Source organism: Acinetobacter sp. CWB-B33 (genome assembly GCF_039655955.1).
GTDB lineage: Bacteria > Pseudomonadota > Gammaproteobacteria > Pseudomonadales > Moraxellaceae > Acinetobacter > Acinetobacter bouvetii.
The window spans coordinates 825,788-845,860 of sequence record NZ_JAGFEU010000001.1 but is presented as its reverse complement, the minus strand read 5'-3'; the positions used below and the strand labels follow the sequence as shown (position 1 = coordinate 845,860).

The window sequence follows — 20,073 nt, the reverse complement described above, 5'->3', positions numbered from 1 at the left end:
TAAAGGCTGTCAACTCCCTACGTATTCAACTGGTGAATTAATCAGCACGGCGCCAAATTGTACCTTGACGCGTGTCTTCAAGCACAACACCTTGATCCAGCAATGACTGACGAATTTCATCTGCTTTGGCAAATTCTTTGGCTTTCTTCGCATCTTTACGCTGCTGAATTAAATCCTCAATTTGCGCTTCAGTTAAGCTAAGTGCTTCTTGGCCAATATCAGACTTCAAGAAATCTTCAACATTGTGCTGCACCAAACCTAAAATATTGGTTAAGTGACGCAAAGTTGCATAATAAACTGCAGCTTGCTCCGCTTGTTCCTCTTTTACAGCGCTGTTCAATGCTTTATTAATTTCAAACAGTACAGCAATCGCTTCCGAAGTATTGAAATCGTCACGCATAGCTGCATTAAAACGCTCTACCAATGCCTCTTCTAAAGTATCAATAGTCTTGTCGCCATACGCCTGCTGATACGCTTTAAATGAATGATAAAAACGGGTTAAAGCATTTTTCGCTTCTTTCAAGGCAAAGTCAGAGAAGTTCACTGGGCTGCGATAGTGTGAAGACACAATAAAGTAGCGGATGACTTCAGGATGGAATTTTTCCATCACATCACGGATGGTGAAGAAGTTGCCGAGTGATTTCGACATTTTTTCGCCATCTACATTAATAAAGCCAACATGCATCCAGTAATTGACATACTGTTCGCCTGTTGAGGCTTCAGACTGCGCAATTTCATTTTCATGGTGCGGGAACGTTAAGTCTGAACCGCCGCCGTGAATATCAAAATGGTTGCCCAAGCAGCAAGTAGACATTGCTGAACATTCAATATGCCAGCCCGGACGGCCATTGCCCCATGGAGATGCCCAAGACGGTTCATTTTCTTTGGCATGCTTCCACAGTACAAAGTCAAATGGATGTTTCTTTTCAACTTCTACATCGACACGCTCAGATGCGCCCGCCTGCATATCTTCCAGTTTGCGGCCTGATAAGCGGCCATATTTTGCAAACTTTTCAACTTCAAAATACACATCACCATTATTAGACGGGTAAGCTGTGCCGTTGTTGACCAACGTACCAATCATATTTTGCATTTGATCGATATAGTCAGTCGCGCGCGGCGCTTCATCTGGCGCAGCACAACCCAAGTTTGCTGCATCGTCATTCATGGCTTGAATGAATCGGTCGGTTAAAGCCGTAATGCTTTCGCCATTTTCATTTGCGCGTTTAATAATTTTGTCGTCAATATCGGTAATATTGCGCACATATTTGACATTCCAGCCCTGACTGCGCAGGAAACGGATAATATAGTCAAATGCAACCATCACTCGAGCATGGCCAATATGACAGTAGTCATAGACCGTCATACCGCACACATACATGTCGATATGCCCTTCTTTACGCGGTACAAATTCTACTTTTTTACGCTGCTCTGAGTTATATAGAACAAAAGGTTGCATAGGTCTTTAAATTGTTTCTACCAAAAGATGGCTCATCTTAACCTAAGCATTATTTTTCATAAAGTTTTCAAAGAAAATTTTGTGATAAATCTTTCTTATATTTGATCAGATCTTTTTATACCTTGATCTATAGTGCAAAGAGCCTTGCATCATCCCCCTATGCCAACAGCCTGCCTGTACCCATTCATTCTCAGCATACTTATGAGAACATGTAAAAACCTATTACATAAACTTACTTTTATACCTTCACATTATTTCAAAATGGTTTCTATAGATTTTAGAAAGTGCAACTTGATTCCAGCAGACAAATTACCTTAATAAATGTATGGAATTCAATTTTTTACACTATTTAGATTTTTTCATAAAAAAATTTCTCATTCATCTTGTTTCAGCCGTTTTCCTCAAATTTTCTCCATACTTTTAGACTAATCTTACGCAAAATTACATTTGGTACGTCCAATAATGAAACGCATGCCATCCACATTCAAACTCAGCGCTTTAACACTTTCTTTATGCGCGCTTTCTATGCCTGCATGGGCAGAGGACACGCCTCCTGCAGCTGTTCAGACGCTGCCGACTATGACCTTTCAGGTAGAACAAGCGCCTGCTGTAGAAAAAGATCCAGACATCAGTGCTGTTGCTAAAACAATTATTACACGCGATGAAATGGAAAAATTTGGCGATCAAAGTGTAAATGATGCCCTGCGCCGTGCGGCAGGCTTTCAAATGCCCACACCTGGACAAGGCCCGCGCGGCGGCAATGGCAGCATGCGTTTCCGCGGCGGCGGCGCACCCGTCTTCCTAATCAATGGCGAACCAGTGCAAGGTGGCCCGCGCGGCGGCATGTCAGTCGTTGACAGCATTACCCCCGACATGATCGAACGCATTGAAATTGTAAAACAGCCTAGCGTTGCGCAAGCTTCTGTCGCGTCCTCAGCCGTGATCAATATCATTTTAAAAGAACCGCTGGACGGCACCCGCATCAGCGGCACCGTCCGCGCAGGCTACGGCATAGCCAAATCCAGCCAAAAAGAAGAAGAACGCAAAAACATCTCGCTGCAAATGGACGGCAAAACTGATCCATGGACCTACAGCCTGTCTGCAAACCAGATGTGGAGCGACTCAGATTCAGTGACGACGACTGAAAATGCATCTGGAATCACGTCTTCACAAAAGCGCATTACCAACAGAACATCACAGATGCTGAGCCCGCGCGCTGAATATTCAATTGATGATCAGCAGAAGCTTGTGGCAGAACTGTTCTACCGCAACAATGAAAGCGAAGGCAGCATGCGTGATCAAATTCAGGAGGATAAAAACGACAGCATTCGCCTGAATACCCGCTATGAACGCAAAGACAAAGGCAACTCAGATAAAATCCGTTTGTCTGTGGAGCAGCAGAACGAAACCGAATTGACCCGCTCCAGTCAGCGCCAAAGCTATACCGATGAACAAATTAATGAGTACGGCCTCGCTTATGATGGCGTACGCAAGTTTGATGAAACTAAGCAAATTAAATTTGGGACAGATTTGCGTTCCAGCGAGTTAGAAAGCAATGCCGCGGATACTTTAGATGAGCAGCGCTATGCGCTATATGCAGAAGGAAGCTGGCGCTTTACCCCGCGTCAAAGCTTAACACTGGGGGCGCGTCAGGAATGGATTCACCGTTCAGGACTGGTCGATTACAGCGACAGCCATTTAAGTCCTGTTTTAGCGCACCGCTTTGATTTCACAGACAGCTGGTCACTGCAAACCAATATCAGCCAAGCGTTCCGCAGTCCAAAATCAGATCAGCTGCTGCCCGCAGTTTCCGTATCTACCGATATTGATGCAGGCTCATTGAACAATCCTGATCAAGGCGGCAACCCATTCTTGCGCCCTGAAAAAATCAATGCCTATGAAAGCACTTTGGGCTATAACACATCCGCAGGCGGTGTAAATATTACGGCGTATTACCGTGAAATCAATGATTACATTGAAAAAGCCATCCGCAGTGAAGATGCGCAAGGCCAAAGCTGCGCCACTGCCAATGACCCAAGCTGCCGATTTGTAGAGCGCCCATTCAATCAGGACAATGCAACAACTTACGGTGTAGAAGTTGCCGGCCGCTATGCATTGAAGCAAACAGAGGCGGGACATTCCTTCATGCTGAATGCGCAGCTGTCTACCGTGAGGGCAAAAATTGAAGAAGATAACGGCACAGAGCGCCTTGCAAGCGATGTAGCGCCTTATACGGCCAGCGCTGGCCTATCCTATAATTATCAGCCTTGGCGCCTATCCAGCAGTTTAAATGCCAGCTATACGCCGGCATATACCCGTGAATTAAACAGTCAGGATTACAACGGTGAATTATATGAGCGCACCAGCAATCAACGCATCAATGTTGATTTAAGCATTACAAAACGCTTTGACAATAACTGGGCCGCGTCGATCAATGCGCGCAATATTTTCAGTACAGACTATAAAGAGCGCCTGACTAAAGTCAGTGACGGCAGCCTCTATCAGGCCCGCAGCAATGAATCGATTCCAAGCCTATTATTGAGTGTCGAAAAGAAATTCTAAGCCGCCATTTACAGAAAAAGCCGATATTTGCATATCGGCTTTTTTTTATCAAAGCAATAGCTCCCGCTTAGAGTCTTACAGTTTTTGCAAATCTTTCAATAAACTGGCGACACGCAAGGTATTCTCTTTTTTTCCTTTTTTTTCCAAGATGTTCTGTTCGATCCACCATAGATATTCAAAAATCTCTGTTTCATTTGAATTTTCTCGAATCAATTTAAATATATTCGGAAGATAATCATCATATTCATCACGCATTGCAGGAATATGCCGAATCCGAAGCGGATCCCATTCTTTAAGCAAAATTTTATGTATCGCATGCAGCAGTGTTGCATCACGCGTATGTTCCACATCCATAAAACTGCCACTCCTGTATTTTTTTAATAAAAAAATCATATTCTTAGAATCAAGAAAGTTCCTTTTGGCATAAACTGAAAAATTCTATTTTTTTGTATGATACCTAGGCCGTATAATATTAATATCTGTTTTTTCATTAGTTTTTTATAGACTGAATTAATATATATCAATTTTCAAATTATATATTCAGCAATTTTCAACACTTTAAATAAATTTTAAGACAAAAATGTAAGGTATTTTTTGTTTTATTGCAGAAATGTGAATTTACTCAATATTTTTATACTTAATTTCTACCCTGCAGTCACTTTTTTTTGCATTTATTACAACTCTCCGTGATTTTTATTCAATTGGCTGAGTGCAGCCTTTCTATTTGAGCTTTTTCAGGATAAATTCCATAACATCTTCACATTAAATAATTTGCTATGAGCACTGCATTTCCAGACACTATTTATGCCGTTCAACATCTTGCATTTGAGGATTTAGGCGCATTAGAAGATGTATTTTATCAGCAGGGTTTTCGTGTCCGCTATTTTGAAGCTGGCGTAGATGATTTGACCAAAGCTTTTGAGCATCCCGGTCTAACCATCATTTTAGGCGGCCCTATCGGTGTGTATGAAACAGCAGACTATCCATTTCTTCAGCAGGAAATAGACTTGCTCAAGGCCCGCTTAGAGCAGAATTTACCGACTGTCGGCATTTGCCTAGGCGCGCAGCTGATTGCCCATGCCTTAGGTGCAAAAGTCTATGCAGGCCACGCTAAAGAAATTGGCTGGAGTAAACTGCAGCTGTCCAGCCAAGCCAACAATATTTTATCTCCGCTGGAAGGCACTCCTGTGCTGCATTGGCATGGCGACACCTTTGATTTACCTGAACAGGCAGAACTTCTTGCCAGCTCAGAATTGTATCCCAACCAGGCCTTCCGCAAAGGCAATCAAATTTTAGCATTGCAGTTCCATATAGAAGCTGCCGCAGACAGCATGGAAAAATGGCTGATTGGCCATACTTGCGAGCTGCGCAAAGCCAATATTGATATCCCAGCCTTGCGTCAAAACAACAGCCTTTTCGCATCCGCATTGGAAGATAAAGCCGCAGCAATATTTTCACAGTGGCTGAAAACATTAACCCAACAATAGCACAGCCCATGGGAAACCTGACTAGATTTTCATAGCGTCAGGTTTTCCTGCCTCCTTGATCATGATTTTAATCAGTCATTTGACTTTCTTTTCTTGTTAAAAAGTCATATAAAGTTTTATCTTCAAATGGCTTTGCTCAAATGACACCTTTAATCAGTATCGCCCTTATTCATTTTTTTGCATTGATCAGCCCAGGCCCGGACTTTTTCTTTGTGACTCAAAGCGCCATCCGCCAGTCGCGCACTCATGCACTATTTGCGGCCTTAGGCATTTCACTCAGCATTTTGGCATGGTCAATATGCGCGATGAGCGGCCTGCATTACCTATTTCAAAAAATGGCATGGCTGCAGCAGGTCTTAATGATCTGCGGCGGTTTATATCTCTGCTATTTGGGCGTGCAGCTGTTTAAATCAGCATGCAGCAAAACTGGCCCTGCTGTTGATGCTGCGGAAGCACCGAAAGAGCAAAAGTCCTGCAAAACCCTACTCATGCAGGGCTTCTTTACCAATATGGCCAATCCTAAAGCGCTGGTGTATTTCAGCAGTGTATTTGCTTTAGCCATTAATACAGATGCAACGCTTGCCCAGCAAAGCTCTTTGCTGATTTTAATCTTCACCGAAAGCCTCTTATGGTTTGCATTGGTTGCGATTCTTTTCTCTGCGCCTAAAATCAATCATTACTATCAAAAATTCAGTAAAAAAATTGACGGCATTACTGGCGGTATTTTTATCAGTTTTGGATGCATGCTGATCTTAAATCGTGATTAGTTTTTTAAAATTTTCAAAATAAAAAAGCACCTGTTCGGGTGCTTTTTCGTTTTAATCAATGGAAATTAAAACTTATTTTGCGGCAGTTTTCGCAGCAGGAACAGATGCTTCAGTTGTAATGCTGACAGTGATTTTGTCGCCTACGTTTATAATGTTAACTTTATAATTAATAAACAAATACTTAAAATATATCGGTGCTTATTTGGCTTTTTTATGAGTTCTCAACAAGTTTAAAATGCAAAAACCACATAATTTTATGAGCTAAATTGGTCTGAACAAGAATGCTATAAAATTTGCTGTAAGAATAACCCTCACTTGATGGACGAATCCTAATTATCCTGCGCTGCATATTTTAAATTATCCGCCACTCGACTCATCCAGCCCTTGCGATATATTAACCATGTGCCTAAGGATGTGTAGAACTTTTAAACGCTCGACAGTCAACAAAAGAAGCACATCATTTAAATCAAGCACATTAACAGCCTCAATGGTTTTCAGGCCAATATACCGTCTGCAGTTGCCCCAGCCACTTGCTAAAGTTCTGTAATTTCCAGCTTCTTGCCAGCTTTTATTGCAAAATCCCAAAGCTGAAAAGTAACAGCAGAATATAGGCCATGACCGGCTAGTTTATCCCTCCAATTTTTTTGTAGACCGCTTTCACCTGCATAATATTCTTGATATCCAAATGCATATAAGTATTGGAAGCTAATCCAAACTTTGTGCCTTTTAGCGTATCTATCCCTACCTTGCCACCAGCCCAGTTGCCTAGATTGCGCTTGTCTTTCTTATATCTACCTTCATGCTCGATCAAACGGCGAAATGCTTCATCAAATGTAATTGAATCAATAGGGATAATTGCGAAGCCCAGCAAGGTCGGTTCAGGATGTAATTCAAGCTAGTGCTTCTTGTTGCCAATGCAACCCAAAATTAGTAGCATAACTGATAATAAACCTGCATGATATTCGGCTGGGGTAACTTGCGTATCCATTCCCTGCTGCAGTATGCAAGGAAGTAAGCCTAAAATAAAAAGCGCCCACGTCACAGATAAATATTCCAATAGGTTATCTTCTGATAATTGCATTTGTTGTCCTCTCTATGACTTTGAATTACAGCCACATCTTATTTATAAGTGGATTAAATGATCCATGCCGCCTGAACCCCCCATTCCAATTCTCCCCAGTGATTAATTTGATTCTGCTCATTAAGCGCTTGGTGGTAGCTTGTATTTATAGTGTTGGTTTCAATCGGCGGTGCTGAGATTTTCTACAGCTAACCAGACACTTCATTTATTTTTTTTGAAAGTACAGCACTTGGTACATTCACTGTCTACTCCTAAATTTTTGACATTAATAAAGCCCTAGGCTGATTAGGGGCTGGGACTAGTTTGTTCTGTATTATTTATATAAAATACTGCAAAACTTAAAACTCTCAAGTACTTATGGAAAAATCTCGCAACCTTTCTCTCGATATATTAAAAATAATACTCGCTATCTCTGTCGTATTTCTACATTGCCATTTTTTAGAAGACATTTCTATCATTGGGTACTATTCAACAGTAGAAGGACTTTTTAGGTTAGCTGTTCCCACATTCCTAATTATTAGTGGTTTTTATTTTTTCTATATTAAAGATTTAAATGATTTAAAAAAGTGGATATTTAGACTAGGATCATTATATTTAATATGGATGACAATCTATTCCCCACTATGGCTCAGCTTAGATAATATACCAAAAACCTTATTTACCCTATTTAATGGTTATTATGTTCTTTGGTATTTAATAGGTGCTCTATTCAGTGGAATAATCGTCTTTTATATTAAAAATTTATCAAAAAAAATTCATATTTTCCTAATATTAATCTTATTTTCCATTGGCTGCGTTCTCCAACTTATTGGTAATCTACATGTATTCAATGGAATTATAGATAAATATCTAAATTTCAATGCTATTCACAGAAATTTCTTATTTTTTTTGTTTACCATTTTTCTTAATGGGTTATTTAATAAATAAATATGAGATTTATCAAAAATTAAAAATCAGCTTTTTTACACTATTTTTCCTTTTATTACTTGTTGTATTCGAAGCTAACTTGAATAGAATTTTTATAAGCTCATCAGAGAATTTAGATCAGATATTTTCACTTCTGTTTGCAGCTCCAGCTTTATTCATTTACTTCAAGAACAAAAAATTATCAGGAAAAACCAAAGATTTAGCTAATTTATCGACTGCCATTTACTTAATTCATCCTATGATATTAATTACTACTACTTATTATTTAAACATAAGTACAACTTTAACATCTTTTATAGTACTCGGAATTTCCGTATTAGCAGGTATTATCCTAGTTTATCTAAATAAAAAACTTAAATATATTCTATAAAAATATCAGGGTTATGAAAGCATAACCCTTTTATTTTGAACTATAGGTAAAGATTATTAAGCTAAAACGCAAAAAAAATACAGAGAACATTATAGCTGTTAGAATAGTTACAAAAACAAAAATCTTATCTATAATTACGGAAAAATAATACTATTTGATCTTATACTTGAGCTATAAATGAGGCCATCGACATAAAAATTTGATGATACTGATATATGCACGCCCATCAAACACTTTTCAAGTGATATATAAATAAGCATGGTTTTACTAGCATTTATTAATAATTTGCTTGGTAACTCATACATAGTCTTAAGGTCACAGCACTAAACCAACTTGAACCGCGCTGAATTGGCTTGGATATCTTCACTTTTTTAGTGCAGATCTAGTATATTTTTTGATTTACTCCACAAATTCTATTGTAATTTTGAATAAAATTATCACATTTTCGTACAGATATTCGAGACAAAAAAGCTTATCGAGTCTCTCTCCTCTTGATAAGCTTTTGTATTAAAAAATATTATTTTACAACAGAAGCTTCGGTTGTAATGCTGACTGTGATTTTGTCGCCTACGTTTGGAACATATGCGCCTACGCCAAATGCAGAACGGTTAAATGAAGTCGTTGCATTAAAGCCGACAGTTTCCGCTTTAGTCATCGGATGTACACCCTGCTTATTCAATACAGCATCTAAAACTACAGGCTTAGTTACATCTTTTACAGTTAGATTGCCTGTGATTTTGTATTTATTTTTACTGATGGCCTGAACTTTAGTACTTTGGAATGTAATGTTCGGGTATTTCGCAGCGTCAAAAAAGTCCGCAGTTTTCAAATGCTCATCCAGCGCTTTTACATTGGTATTCAAGCTAGACAAAGGAATAGTCACATTTACTGATGAATTTGCAGGCTTCGCATTATCCACATTAATTGTGCCTTGAATATCGCTGAAATTCGCTGATGGTGTTGAAAAACCAAAATGATTCCAAGTAAATACCGTTGCGGTATGTGTTGGATCAATTTGGTATGCAACAGGTTTAGCCACTGTTAATGTTGTTGCTGACGCGACTGCTAAACCGATTGCTAATGCTTTAAAGTTCATGTTTTTATCTCACTTTTGAATACGATTAAGTCTATAGATTTTTTTACGCATTGCACCGTTAAAGATAAAACGTTTTGTTGCATATGTAGAACGATAAATTTGTAAACGCCAGCAGCTTTATGCTGCCTGGCCCATTACATGCGGTATTGTATAAATCCTGTCTTTTTCGCTACTCGGTCGTAGAGTTTTTGCGCAGTTTGATTTGTTTCATGCGTCAGCCAATATACCCGGTCACATTGACGCGCCATGGCTTCATCATAAACATGCTGAATCAGTCTCCGCGCGACGCCTTGCCCGCGGAAATCTTCATGGGTATATAAATCCTGCAAATAGGCATACGGCCTAAGCGTCCAGCAGCTGTCATGCTAAATCACATGCACAATAGCTATGGCCTGATTTTCACTGATCGCGGCAAAGCCTTACATATGCGGTGTGTCAGCACTGCATAGCTTCTTCCAGGTATTGCAGCTGACCTCTTCTGAAAGTTTTGCGCCATAAAATGTTTGATAGCTCTGCCATAGCGGCATCCATTGTTCTTTGCTGATGCACTGCAGCGGCTGGATTTCAATTGCTTGCTTCATATCTTCTTTCCATACCTTTTTTAATCTATGTCCTGTTTCATTTGCTTTAAAAACTTAATTTCAACCGCTGCATTGTGAGCTGCAATCTTTTTCATGATTTTGAATGTTTTAAGTTTCAATTCTTGAATTGAATCATCTTATTGTTTCTCATCATATTCCCGATTTTAGGAAACTGTTTACTGCGCAGGCAAGTTTTTTCATGTCAATTTTTCTTTATGATTTTGACATCAGCACAATTTAACAAACAGCATTCATAACCTTGGAGAATTTCATGTCAGAACAAGAAACAGCTCAATCCGCAGCCTTAAACGCCATTGAAAAGGCACTGGCGACCAAAGCGCCGAAAGACGTCGTGCAGGCTTTTTTATTAAATACCGCAAAAGAGTCCGTGGCTTATGCCGCAGAAAAATTAATTGCTGAAAATGCGGATTATGTATCCTTGAATTTCAGCAATCCTGAACTGAAAAAAATTGAACCCTGGGCAGGTTCCAGCCAAGGCCGTGACGTCTATATTTACACTTTTTCCAATGTAGGCACTTACTGGAATATTGACGATTTTCAAGTAACGGATATGATTTCTGAAAATGAAACTGTAGCCGTATTTGGTCAATTTACCTATACCTCTGTGCATGCCCAAAATACCTTCACGTCCCCCTTTGCCATTAAAGCTGTCGTCAAAGATGGCCTCATTACTTATTTCCAATTTATGGAAGATACTTACGCTTCGGCTGCGTCGTTCCGTGTTGGCGGAGAATGGATCATTCAGCAAGATTCAGACAGCACAAAGAATTTTAGTGTGTCTAAAAATTCTTAACACATTTTTTGAAATTTTAAAGCTCCTTAAGGGGAGCTTTTTTTAACAAAAAACATCACTTTAAATCCAATGGCTGCATCGCTAATCTTGGCCAGCCTTTGTATATTAAAATGAATAACATGAGAACAGCACAAATATTATGATTCATAGCGCACTCGCCCAAAGCACCACAACACCTTACCGCGTTACCCTGACAGACCCGCAAGGCCATACGTGGCATGTTGATGAACCGGCAGCAAAAGGCGGACAAGATTCTGCGCCTAATCCAGTGCAGCTGCTGCTTTCTGCACTCGGCGCCTGCACTACCGTAACTTTACAGATGTATGCAGATAACAAAGGCATCCAGATTGATCATGTTGAAGTGCATCTGCAGCTCAACCCTGAAGGAGATCCTGAAGCCGGCCAGAACATCATTGTGCGTAAAATTGTCTTAAAAGGCGACTTTAATGAGGAGCAGCATAAACGCTTGCTGAAAGTTGCAGAAAATTGCCCGATTCATAAGCTGCTGACGTCAAATATTCAGATTCAAACTGAACTTTTAATTTAATTTTTGCTTGGCATTCCGGAATGCCAAGCAAAAATTAAAGCCCCAAATGGGGCTTTTCTACCTTCAGCGCTTAAAGCTTTTCTACCAAAATACGGTCAACTTGCTTTAACCCTGTATGCTTTTCATGATTCTTGCGGCGAATTTTAATGACTTTGTCTTCCTGCAAATCCTGCAGCATCAGCTCAACCGCCATCATCGCGTCAAGTTCTAAATCAGCGCCAATCCATTTTTGCTCACCCGCATCCATTAGAACGATTTCATCATTAATTTGATCGTAAAGGCTCATTTCTTCCTCACTCTGGCAAATACTGCCAATTCTGCTGGATACTTCAATGAATAAATTAATTCTAAACCTTTGTTTTAAATCATTCGTTGAAATATCGTTATCTAAACATAAAAAAGACGCCCCAATGTTCGGGGCGCCTTTTTGCCAGTTAATCTTAAGCGATTAAGCTGTAATTTCTTTTACCGCTGCAACAACTGCATCAGCCGTAATACCAAAGTATTGGTACAAGTCTTTTGCAGGCGCAGACTCACCGTAAGTGGTCATACCGATCACTTTGCCGTCTAAACCAACAAATTTCCACCAGTAATCCACATGTGCAGCTTCAACCGCAACACGCGCACGGATTGCAGATGGAAGTACCGCTTCACGGTATGCCGCATCTTGCTTCACAAATTCTTCAGCACATGGCATAGAAACCACACGCACGCCGTCAAGCTGAGCATAAGCATCCATGGCCAATGAAACTTCTGAACCTGTTGCAATGATGATGGCTTTTAATTCGCCTTTTTCTTTCGCCAATACATAACCGCCTTTCGCAACGTCAGCAATTTGATCTGCTGTACGTGTTTGGAATGGCAAGTTTTGACGAGAGAAGATCAATGCTGTCGGACCTTCACTGCGGGTTAAAGCAGATTTCCAAGAAATAGAAGCTTCAACCGTGTCACATGGACGCCAAGTATTTAAGTTTGGTGTACCGCGTAAAGATGCGATCTGCTCTACAGGCTGATGTGTAGGGCCATCTTCACCTAGACCGATTGAGTCATGAGTATATACATGAATCACACGCTGTTTCATCAATGCAGACATACGCACTGCATTACGCGCATATTCCATAAACATCAGGAATGTTGCAACGTAAGGAATGAAACCGCCGTGCAGCGCAACACCATTGGCAATTGCAGTCATACCAAACTCACGTACACCATAATGCACGTAGTTGCCCGCCGGATTAGATTCAACGCCTTCTGCGCCTTTCCAAAGGGTCAAGTTAGAACCTGCAAGGTCAGCAGAACCGCCTAGAATTTCAGGAAGCAATGGTGCAAATGCCTGAATCGCATTTTGACTTGCTTTACGCGTCGCAATGGTTTCCGCCTTTGCATTCACTTCAGCAATATACGCATCTGCTTGTGCCAAGAATTCTGCAGGCAAATCACCATTTAAACGGCGCTTCAGTTCAGCAGCCTCAGCCGGATATTTTGCTGCATAAGCCGCAAAAGTTTCATTCCAAGCTGCTTCAGATGCAGTACCTTTGGCTTTAGCATCCCAAGCTGCATATACGTCAGCAGGAATTTCAAACGGACCTTCTGTCCAGCCTAATGCTTCACGAGTCAAAGCAATTTCGTCATTGCCCAGTGGCGCACCGTGGCAATCTTCTTTACCTTGTTTGTTTGGAGAACCTAAACCGATAATGGTTTTACAAATAACCAATGTCGGTTTTGCAGTTTCAGCTTGCGCTTCAACAGTTGCCGCACGCAAAGCATCGCTGTCGTGGCCATCAACTTTAATCACTTGCCAGCCGTATGCCAAGAAGCGCTGTTCTGTATCGTCAGAGAACCAACCTTCTACTTCACCGTCAATCGAGATGCCGTTGTCGTCATAGTAAGCAATCAATTTGCCTAGGCCCAAAGTACCCGCCAATGAACATGCTTCGTGTGAAACACCTTCCATCAAGCAGCCATCGCCCAAGAAGCAGTAAGTAAAGTGATCTACAACTTTCATATCTTCTTTATTGAATTGCGCTGCTAAAGTTTTTTCAGCAAGTGCAAAACCCACTGCATTGGCAATGCCCTGACCCAATGGACCTGTTGTTGTTTCAATACCCGGCGCATAGCCAAGTTCTGGATGACCCGGAGTTTTTGAGTGCAACTGACGGAAAGATTTTAAATCTTCGATAGAAAGATCATAACCAGTTAAATGCAATAGCGCATATTGCAACATAGAGCCATGGCCGTTAGACAAGACAAAACGGTCGCGGTTTGCCCATTGCGGATTTGTTGGGTTGTGGTTCAAAAATTCACGCCAAACGACATCAGCGATATCTGCCATCCCCATTGGCGCGCCTGGATGGCCTGAATTAGCCTTTTGCACAGCATCCATTGCCAATACACGAATTGCGTTTGCAATCCGGCGTTCATTAAGTGGGGTCGTCATAGGTCAGCGTCCAAATAAATCGTTTAAAAGAATAAAATGAATAACAATTCAAAACTGCGGTATATTGTCTTAAAAAAAGCGTACAGGGTAAAGACTAAGGTCGAATTTTTCACGAATAAATCGTAATCAAAACCCTCTTCGTTCAGTTGTTGAACAGCTTTCCACTGCAATCAGCGGCAAAACTCAAATTTTTTCTTTTTATACAGAATATTTAAAAATATTTGCTGAAACAGCAGCTTAAAATAACTTAAACACAGATATCACCCCTTTAAAGTTACGCCATACCGCTAAAAATTTTAATGAAATAACAATAATTTAAAGTATGAATGAATAAAATTCATTTTTTACCGTAAAAGGTGAGCAATATCTGATGCGCACTAAATCTTCCCAATTTACAGATAAAAAAAATCCACAAAAGATTTGGATTTAAATATTATATTTCAATTAATTATGAAACAGAATTCAGAATCATCCTGTCAAAAACAGCCAAAACGCAATAATTTTAAAGCGGCTCCAGCTCTACAGTGAATTGCTCCTTTCAACGTGTTTATCAATTTTTTAGATGCTCATATCAAATAAAAAGTCAATAAATTGAAATAAATTCACCCATTTTGATCGTCTTTCGCTAGTCCTTTAAAGCAACTCGATGTAACATATCGCGTCTTTTAAATTTAACTGTGATAGGACTTATGCGCGAGTACGCTGTATTTACCTCGGAATCTGTAAGCGAAGGCCATCCAGATAAAATGGCTGACCAAATCAGTGATGCTATTCTGGATGCAATCTTAAAAGAAGACCCTTATGCACGGGTTGCTTGTGAAACGCTTGTAAAAACAGGTGCTGTAGTACTTGCTGGTGAAATCACAACAACTGCCAACGTTGACTTTGAAGCAATCGTTCGCCATACCGTAAATGGCATTGGCTATCATCACACTGATTTGGGTTTTGATGGTTCAACTTGCGCCGTGATCAACATGATCGGCAAGCAGTCTCCTGAAATTGCACAGGGTGTAGACCGTCAAAAACCTGAAGATCAAGGCGCGGGCGACCAAGGTTTAATGTTCGGTTATGCAAGCCGCGAAACTGATGTTTTAATGCCTGCCCCGATTTCATATGCTCACCGCTTAATGGAAAAGCAAGCAGAATTGCGCCGCAACGGCACACTGCCTTGGTTGCGTCCAGATGCGAAAAGTCAAGTTACTTTTGCTTATGAAAATGGCAAGCCTGTACGCTTAGATGCTGTTGTGCTTTCAACTCAGCACGATCCTGAAATTTCTCAATCCAACCTTAAAGAAGCGGTGATTGAAGAAATCGTCAAGAAAATTATTCCAGCTGAAATGTTTCATGCGGGCACCAAATTCCACATCAACCCAACGGGTCTGTTTGTGATTGGCGGTCCTGTAGGCGACTGCGGTTTAACGGGCCGTAAAATCATTGTCGATACTTACGGCGGCATGGCGCGCCATGGCGGCGGCGCTTTCTCGGGTAAAGACCCATCAAAAGTTGACCGCTCTGCTGCATACGCTGGCCGTTATGTAGCCAAAAACATTGTGGCTGCCGGTCTTGCTGACAAATGTGAAATTCAAGTGTCTTATGCGATTGGCGTTGCTGAACCGACATCTATTTCAATCAACACATTCAACACTGGCAAAGTGTCTGATGAATTGATTGTTCAATTGGTTCGTGAGCATTTTGACCTTCGTCCATATGGCATTACCCGCATGCTTGACCTCATTCAGCCAATGTATAAGCAAACTGCGGCCTATGGCCACTTCGGCCGTGAAGGTTCAGATACTGCATTTACTTGGGAAAAAACAGACAAAGTTGAAGCGCTTAAAGCATCTGCTGGCCTTTAATTTTTCTTGCTGTCCCTAAAGCCTGCATTTATGCGGGCTTTTTTATCGCCTCAATTTATCTATGCGTTAAAATTTTGACTCAAATTCCCTAAAAAATACCAATGTAAAACAAAATGGCTGTGAATTTATCATGCATTGTTCTGATGAAGAATTGCATACAGCCATGGCAGCCTTCCCTCCTTTCAGCCCCCATGTTGTCAAACAAACTGAATGTACAATGAATCTGCCTTTACAAAGTGTTGATAACGCCCCTGAGCAGTGCAATTGCCTAACGCAGCAACTGGGTTAATGATGGCTGCATTCGGCAGATGCAGCCATGACGGTGAAAAATTTTACTGAATAACTGGATCAAAAATGTCTATGCATCAATTTTATTGCCAGCAACACTTGAAGTTTTAATGCCATTAAGATTCTAAGAATAGACAATGAGGTCAACACTAAAAAATAAAAAATTACACTTAATCAACAATTTTCGTTCAGATCTTGATTGTTCTTTCGGCTAATATATTTTCAGCCCATGCTACGGGCATAACAAAAAGAGGAATAACACAATGAATAAATTACTTGTTGCTTTAGGCTTGGCCGCTACTGTTGCGCTTGTAGGCTGTAACAAAGAAAAAGCGCCTGAAACCGGCGCGACTACTGGTGAACATTTAGAAAATGCAGCCAGCCAAGCAACTCATGACATTAAGAATGCAGCAGATCATGCCGCATCTGAAACTACAGCCGCTGCTGATCACGCTGCTGCTAAAATTGATGCAGCAGCTGATGAAGCGGCTGCCAAAACTGAGGCCGCTGCTCATGATGTAAAAGAAGTCACTAAAGAAGCAACAGCTGATGCTGCCGCCGCTGTTGAAAAAGGTGCTGCTGATGTGAAAGAAAAAGCGCAGCACTAAATCAGCTTCATAAAAAAGCCTTCTTTATGAAGGCTTTTTTTTCATCAAATCAGAGTTGCAAGCTTGCAGCCTCAACTTAATTATGCTCTTTATACAATAAATGAACGCCACGAGTACGCTTCATGCCATTATCACATCATAGCGAAAAACATTATATTCATCGCACTGGCTGGCTCCGCGCAGCAGTATTGGGTGCAAACGACGGCATTATTTCAGTCACCAGCCTTATTATGGGCATGGCGGCCAGCGGCGCATCATCACATACCTTACTCATCACCTGTGTTGCAGGATTAATCTCTGGCGCAAGCTCAATGGCGGCCGGTGAATATATTTCAGTCAAATCTCAAGTTGATATTGAAGAAGCTGACCTTCACATGGAAGCCAGGGAACTGGAAAAAAATCCGCACCACGAATTAAAGGAACTGACCCAAATCTATATTCTCCGCGGTTTAACCCCGGAACTGGCACATGAAGTTGCACTGCAATTAACAGAAAAAGACGCATTAGAAGCACATGCCCGCGATGAAATCGGCATTCATGAAAATACCTCCGCCAATCCTTTACAGGCAGCAGGTTCATCCGCACTGGCATTCTCCGTTGGCGCACTCTTTCCCATGCTTTCCATATTGCTGAGCCCAGATCAATATATCTCTGTCAGTGTGATGATTGTAGGCATCTTATCCCTTGCATGCCTTGGCGCACTTTCCAGTTATGCTGCAGGGACACCTCTGCTTAAAGGCGCTATCCGGGTTACTGCATGGGGAATCGCGGCCATGCTGTTTTCCAGCTGGGTAGGTTCTTTATTCAATGTTTCAGCAGTGCCGTAGGCAAACCATGATAAGCAGCCAGCGCCCCATTATTCCAAGCTAAATGTATATTTCGGTATTGGCTTAGGGAGTTAAAGCACCGCGCAAGTTGCAGCCAAAACCCATTCCCAGCTGCGCTTGCTTATATGTCGTATGCTCTTCCAAAACAAAGGTATAGAACGCGTCCGCATTAGAAAATTTGCTTTTTAGATTAGATGCGGGCGCATTGTTCATCTTCACCCCATCAAGCTTATTCAAATTAAAATGCCCTAAACGGTACAGCTCATTGAAATAAGCGTTCATCATTTTACAATAAGCTTCTTTGCTGGGTTTTAACGAAGTCGAACTGACTGTATGCAAATGCAGTGTTTTTAAATTATTCACATCTAAAGCCGATTGATCTGAAAAAGCCAAACTTTCTGCCTGCTTAAAGCGCTTAAAATTTTCAGAAAATTGCATATTCAGCTGATTGATTTTCTGCTGTAAATCTTGCGCATCTTTGGCTGCATATGCTGCTTCATTCACCGCCGGCTGTTGCGGCTCTTGATTGGAACACGCCGTAAATAGCGCACTGGAAAATACTGCAGCAGCGGCAATTCGCTTCATATCTACCCTAAATTTAATTTCAATCTTGCGCGCCATTATGCCTGAAATCGCATATTTGAACAGGGAAACTCCATGTTCAGCAAAGCTGCGCAGCGGCTATTTTCAATATAGCCAATACCCTGCCCTTAAATTTGGCGCTCACCATACAGCAGCTGTCAGCAAGCACCCTATATATTATTCTCCGAAAAAATAGCGAATATAATTTGCTTAATGCGCGCTCCTTGGGCAAAGTGAAGAGATACAAGGAGATAAGTGCATGAGCTTATTAAAACATTTGGGCATTAAACACCCAATTTTTTTAGCGCCAATGGCGGGCGTTTCGACACCTGAACTGGCCGCGGAAGTTTCCAATCAAGGCGGTTTAGGCGCTTTAGGCTTAGGCGCCAGTACGGTGTCCTCTGCACGGGATCAAATTTTAAAAACACAAGCACTGACAGATCAGCCTTTTCAAGTTAATTTTTTCTGCCATCAGCCCGCGGTTTTAGATCCATATAAGGCTCAGCAATGGATTGACTACCTTAAACCCCAATTCAATACATACAGCGCAATGCCGCCGGCACAGCTGAATTGTATCTACCCAAGCTTTTTAGATAATGATGACTTTTTACAGCTGATCTTGGAAACACGCCCTCAAGCCGTCAGTTTCCATTTCGGCATACCGCATGCACATCAAATTCTGGCTTTAAAGTCCGCGGGCATTCTGACCATGGTTTCCGCAACAAATTTGGCGGAAGCTCTAGCAATTCAAGCGGCAGGCATCGATATCATTATTGCTCAAGGCATAGAAGCCGGCGGACACCGCGGCATCTTCAATGAAAGTTTTGACAGCAGTGTCAGAACTGCTGATTTAGTTCAATTGTTTAAACAGCATTGTCAGCTGCCAATCGTGGCAGCCGGCGGAGTTATGTCAGGCCAGCAGGCAAAGAGTCTGCTTAATTTGGGCGCAGATGCGGTACAACTTGGCACGGCATTTGTTCAATGCAAAAGCTCCAACGCCAATGGCGCCTATCGCAAAGCGCTGTTTGACCAGCCAATCACCCAAATCACAGCCAGTATTTCAGGCCGCCCTGCGCGGGGATTAATCAATCATTGGCATATGGACATTGATACGCCCGACAGACCGTCAGTTCCCGCTTACCCTTATGCCTATGATATAGGTAAACAGCTGCATGCTGCCGCATCACAGCAAGGCGATCATGGTTTTGGCGCATTTTGGGCCGGCAGCAATGTAGCGCAGATCCGTGAATTAGAAGCGGCTGACCTGATTAATCAGCTGGTGCTGGAAATGAATTTTGCCTGAGCGTCAGCTTGTATTTTTGACAGCTATTCAGCTGAAAATAGCCGGTTCTGTTTTCAGCATTTTTTCATCAGCAATTGAAAACTGTCGATTTATTTTATGTAAGAACAGCAAGCTGAATTGCAAAACTTGGTCACAAGGTAAACCTAAGTTTTTAAAATATTGAAAAATACCTAAAAATAGGGATATCGCATTTCGTTATAATTATGTAAATTTAGACACAATAATTTAAATAAAAGTTCAACACTATGGCTATCGCTCTGCTTGCATTGGTTTTAATCGGTTTCTCAGCGGATACAGCGATGCATATTAAGGCAGACCATGCTGCCGCCAGCAATTCATCTGTGCAATTGGGCCCAGAAAAGAACAAAACTGATTCCGCCTCACAAAGTCAAACTGACGCATTGGCTAAAATTGAAGCTCCGCCTCAAAACATAAAATAAATGATGCAATGTATGCCAATGATTTTTTAAACCTCTTTAGG

The 20,073-nt window shown here is 41.3% G+C and carries 18 protein-coding genes and 1 pseudogene; 11 read left to right on the top strand and 8 right to left on the bottom strand.

The genetic code is table 11. The features are described 5' to 3' along the window. Nucleotides 1–37: 37 nt before the first annotated feature. Nucleotides 38–1,459: a cysteine--tRNA ligase gene (gene cysS, locus JZ784_RS03990; protein WP_346313893.1), complete on the bottom strand. Its 1,422-nt coding sequence runs from the start codon at nt 1,457–1,459 to the stop codon at nt 38–40. 462 nt (nt 1,460–1,921) lie between these two features. Between cysS and JZ784_RS03985 the strand changes: the two genes are divergently transcribed. Beyond that, nucleotides 1,922–4,021 carry a TonB-dependent receptor gene (locus JZ784_RS03985; protein WP_346313892.1) on the top strand — a complete coding sequence of 700 codons (2,100 nt, stop codon included), beginning with the start codon at nt 1,922–1,924 and terminating at the stop codon, nt 4,019–4,021. 75 nt (nt 4,022–4,096) lie between these two features. On the opposite strand, the gene JZ784_RS03980 is transcribed toward JZ784_RS03985, so the two are convergent. Then, nucleotides 4,097–4,375: a hypothetical protein gene (locus JZ784_RS03980; RefSeq protein WP_005010478.1), complete on the bottom strand. Its 279-nt coding sequence runs from the start codon at nt 4,373–4,375 to the stop codon at nt 4,097–4,099. Between the two features lie 422 nt (nt 4,376–4,797). Between JZ784_RS03980 and JZ784_RS03975 the strand changes: the two genes are divergently transcribed. Together JZ784_RS03975 and JZ784_RS03970 are read left to right on the top strand one after the other, a co-directional pair. Then, a complete protein-coding gene (locus tag JZ784_RS03975) occupies nt 4,798–5,508 on the top strand; it encodes a glutamine amidotransferase (protein WP_346313891.1) in 711 nt (236 codons plus the stop codon). Between the two features lie 140 nt (nt 5,509–5,648). Continuing rightward, entirely contained in the window at nt 5,649–6,275 is a 627-nt protein-coding gene (locus tag JZ784_RS03970) for a LysE family transporter (protein ID WP_346313890.1), read from the top strand. Nucleotides 6,276–6,897: 622 nt separating this feature from the next. Here the strand turns inward: JZ784_RS03970 and JZ784_RS03965 are convergent. Then, the gene (locus tag JZ784_RS03965) at nt 6,898–7,146 is read right to left on the bottom strand and encodes a hypothetical protein (protein ID WP_346313889.1); all 249 of its coding nucleotides are present in this window, start codon (nt 7,144–7,146) and stop codon (nt 6,898–6,900) included. Nucleotides 7,147–8,215: 1,069 nt separating this feature from the next. Between JZ784_RS03965 and JZ784_RS03960 the strand changes: the two genes are divergently transcribed. Continuing rightward, nucleotides 8,216–8,653: an acyltransferase family protein gene (locus tag JZ784_RS03960; RefSeq protein WP_346313888.1), complete on the top strand. Its 438-nt coding sequence runs from the start codon at nt 8,216–8,218 to the stop codon at nt 8,651–8,653. A gap of 517 nt (nt 8,654–9,170) precedes the next feature. On the opposite strand, the gene JZ784_RS03955 is transcribed toward JZ784_RS03960, so the two are convergent. Together JZ784_RS03955 and JZ784_RS03950 are read right to left on the bottom strand one after the other, a co-directional pair. Further along, on the bottom strand, nt 9,171–9,749 hold the full coding sequence (locus tag JZ784_RS03955) for a YceI family protein (RefSeq protein ID WP_346313887.1): 579 nt from the start codon (nt 9,747–9,749) through the stop codon (nt 9,171–9,173). 134 nt (nt 9,750–9,883) lie between these two features. After that, nucleotides 9,884–10,330 (bottom strand): annotated as a pseudogene (locus tag JZ784_RS03950) (GNAT family N-acetyltransferase). A gap of 271 nt (nt 10,331–10,601) precedes the next feature. Between JZ784_RS03950 and JZ784_RS03945 the strand changes: the two are divergent. Together JZ784_RS03945 and JZ784_RS03940 are read left to right on the top strand one after the other, a co-directional pair. Continuing rightward, nucleotides 10,602–11,144 (top strand): hypothetical protein, encoded by a 543-nt coding sequence (locus tag JZ784_RS03945; RefSeq protein ID WP_346313886.1) that lies wholly within the window; start codon nt 10,602–10,604, stop codon nt 11,142–11,144. 139 nt (nt 11,145–11,283) lie between these two features. Beyond that, a complete protein-coding gene (locus JZ784_RS03940; RefSeq protein ID WP_346313885.1) occupies nt 11,284–11,691 on the top strand; it encodes an OsmC family protein in 408 nt (135 codons plus the stop codon). Nucleotides 11,692–11,761: 70 nt separating this feature from the next. On the opposite strand, the gene JZ784_RS03935 is transcribed toward JZ784_RS03940, so the two are convergent. Together JZ784_RS03935 and tkt are read right to left on the bottom strand one after the other, a co-directional pair. Then, nucleotides 11,762–11,977: a hypothetical protein gene (locus JZ784_RS03935; protein ID WP_005010489.1), complete on the bottom strand. Its 216-nt coding sequence runs from the start codon at nt 11,975–11,977 to the stop codon at nt 11,762–11,764. A gap of 162 nt (nt 11,978–12,139) precedes the next feature. Then, entirely contained in the window at nt 12,140–14,128 is a 1,989-nt protein-coding gene (gene tkt, locus JZ784_RS03930) for a transketolase (protein ID WP_346313884.1), read from the bottom strand. A 689-nt stretch (nt 14,129–14,817) separates the two neighbouring features. Here tkt and metK point away from each other — a divergent pair. From metK to JZ784_RS03915, 3 genes are all read left to right on the top strand, one after another. Continuing rightward, entirely contained in the window at nt 14,818–15,984 is a 1,167-nt protein-coding gene (gene metK, locus JZ784_RS03925; protein ID WP_005010491.1) for a methionine adenosyltransferase, read from the top strand. 551 nt (nt 15,985–16,535) lie between these two features. Further along, nucleotides 16,536–16,880: a hypothetical protein gene (locus tag JZ784_RS03920; protein WP_005010492.1), complete on the top strand. Its 345-nt coding sequence runs from the start codon at nt 16,536–16,538 to the stop codon at nt 16,878–16,880. A gap of 122 nt (nt 16,881–17,002) precedes the next feature. Continuing rightward, nucleotides 17,003–17,707, top strand: coding sequence for a VIT family protein (locus tag JZ784_RS03915; protein WP_346313883.1), 705 nt, complete (start codon nt 17,003–17,005; stop codon nt 17,705–17,707). Between the two features lie 63 nt (nt 17,708–17,770). On the opposite strand, the gene JZ784_RS03910 is transcribed toward JZ784_RS03915, so the two are convergent. After that, nucleotides 17,771–18,292 (bottom strand): hypothetical protein, encoded by a 522-nt coding sequence (locus tag JZ784_RS03910; RefSeq protein WP_346313882.1) that lies wholly within the window; start codon nt 18,290–18,292, stop codon nt 17,771–17,773. A gap of 256 nt (nt 18,293–18,548) precedes the next feature. Between JZ784_RS03910 and JZ784_RS03905 the strand changes: the two genes are divergently transcribed. Next, nucleotides 18,549–19,592, top strand: a complete 1,044-nt coding sequence (locus JZ784_RS03905) for a nitronate monooxygenase (RefSeq protein ID WP_346313881.1) — start codon at nt 18,549–18,551, stop codon at nt 19,590–19,592. Between the two features lie 245 nt (nt 19,593–19,837). Further along, nucleotides 19,838–20,032, top strand: a complete 195-nt coding sequence (locus JZ784_RS03900; RefSeq protein ID WP_346313880.1) for a hypothetical protein — start codon at nt 19,838–19,840, stop codon at nt 20,030–20,032. Nucleotides 20,033–20,073: the final 41 nt, after the last annotated feature.

Coding starts and splice junctions, on each gene's coding strand:
- JZ784_RS03905 (WP_346313881.1), top strand. CDS start 18,549: ATGAGCTTATTAAAACATTTGGGCATTAAACACCCAATTTTTTTAGCG.
- JZ784_RS03915 (WP_346313883.1), top strand. CDS start 17,003: ATGCCATTATCACATCATAGCGAAAAACATTATATTCATCGCACTGGC.
- JZ784_RS03920 (WP_005010492.1), top strand. CDS start 16,536: ATGAATAAATTACTTGTTGCTTTAGGCTTGGCCGCTACTGTTGCGCTT.
- JZ784_RS03910 (WP_346313882.1), bottom strand. CDS start 18,292: ATGAAGCGAATTGCCGCTGCTGCAGTATTTTCCAGTGCGCTATTTACG.
- JZ784_RS03940 (WP_346313885.1), top strand. CDS start 11,284: ATGATTCATAGCGCACTCGCCCAAAGCACCACAACACCTTACCGCGTT.
- JZ784_RS03955 (WP_346313887.1), bottom strand. CDS start 9,749: ATGAACTTTAAAGCATTAGCAATCGGTTTAGCAGTCGCGTCAGCAACA.
- cysS (WP_346313893.1), bottom strand. CDS start 1,459: ATGCAACCTTTTGTTCTATATAACTCAGAGCAGCGTAAAAAAGTAGAA.
- JZ784_RS03975 (WP_346313891.1), top strand. CDS start 4,798: ATGAGCACTGCATTTCCAGACACTATTTATGCCGTTCAACATCTTGCA.
- JZ784_RS03980 (WP_005010478.1), bottom strand. CDS start 4,375: ATGGATGTGGAACATACGCGTGATGCAACACTGCTGCATGCGATACAT.
- metK (WP_005010491.1), top strand. CDS start 14,818: ATGCGCGAGTACGCTGTATTTACCTCGGAATCTGTAAGCGAAGGCCAT.
- JZ784_RS03960 (WP_346313888.1), top strand. CDS start 8,216: ATGCTATTCACAGAAATTTCTTATTTTTTTTGTTTACCATTTTTCTTA.
- JZ784_RS03935 (WP_005010489.1), bottom strand. CDS start 11,977: ATGAGCCTTTACGATCAAATTAATGATGAAATCGTTCTAATGGATGCG.
- JZ784_RS03945 (WP_346313886.1), top strand. CDS start 10,602: ATGTCAGAACAAGAAACAGCTCAATCCGCAGCCTTAAACGCCATTGAA.
- JZ784_RS03985 (WP_346313892.1), top strand. CDS start 1,922: ATGAAACGCATGCCATCCACATTCAAACTCAGCGCTTTAACACTTTCT.
- JZ784_RS03970 (WP_346313890.1), top strand. CDS start 5,649: ATGACACCTTTAATCAGTATCGCCCTTATTCATTTTTTTGCATTGATC.
- JZ784_RS03900 (WP_346313880.1), top strand. CDS start 19,838: ATGGCTATCGCTCTGCTTGCATTGGTTTTAATCGGTTTCTCAGCGGAT.
- tkt (WP_346313884.1), bottom strand. CDS start 14,128: ATGACGACCCCACTTAATGAACGCCGGATTGCAAACGCAATTCGTGTA.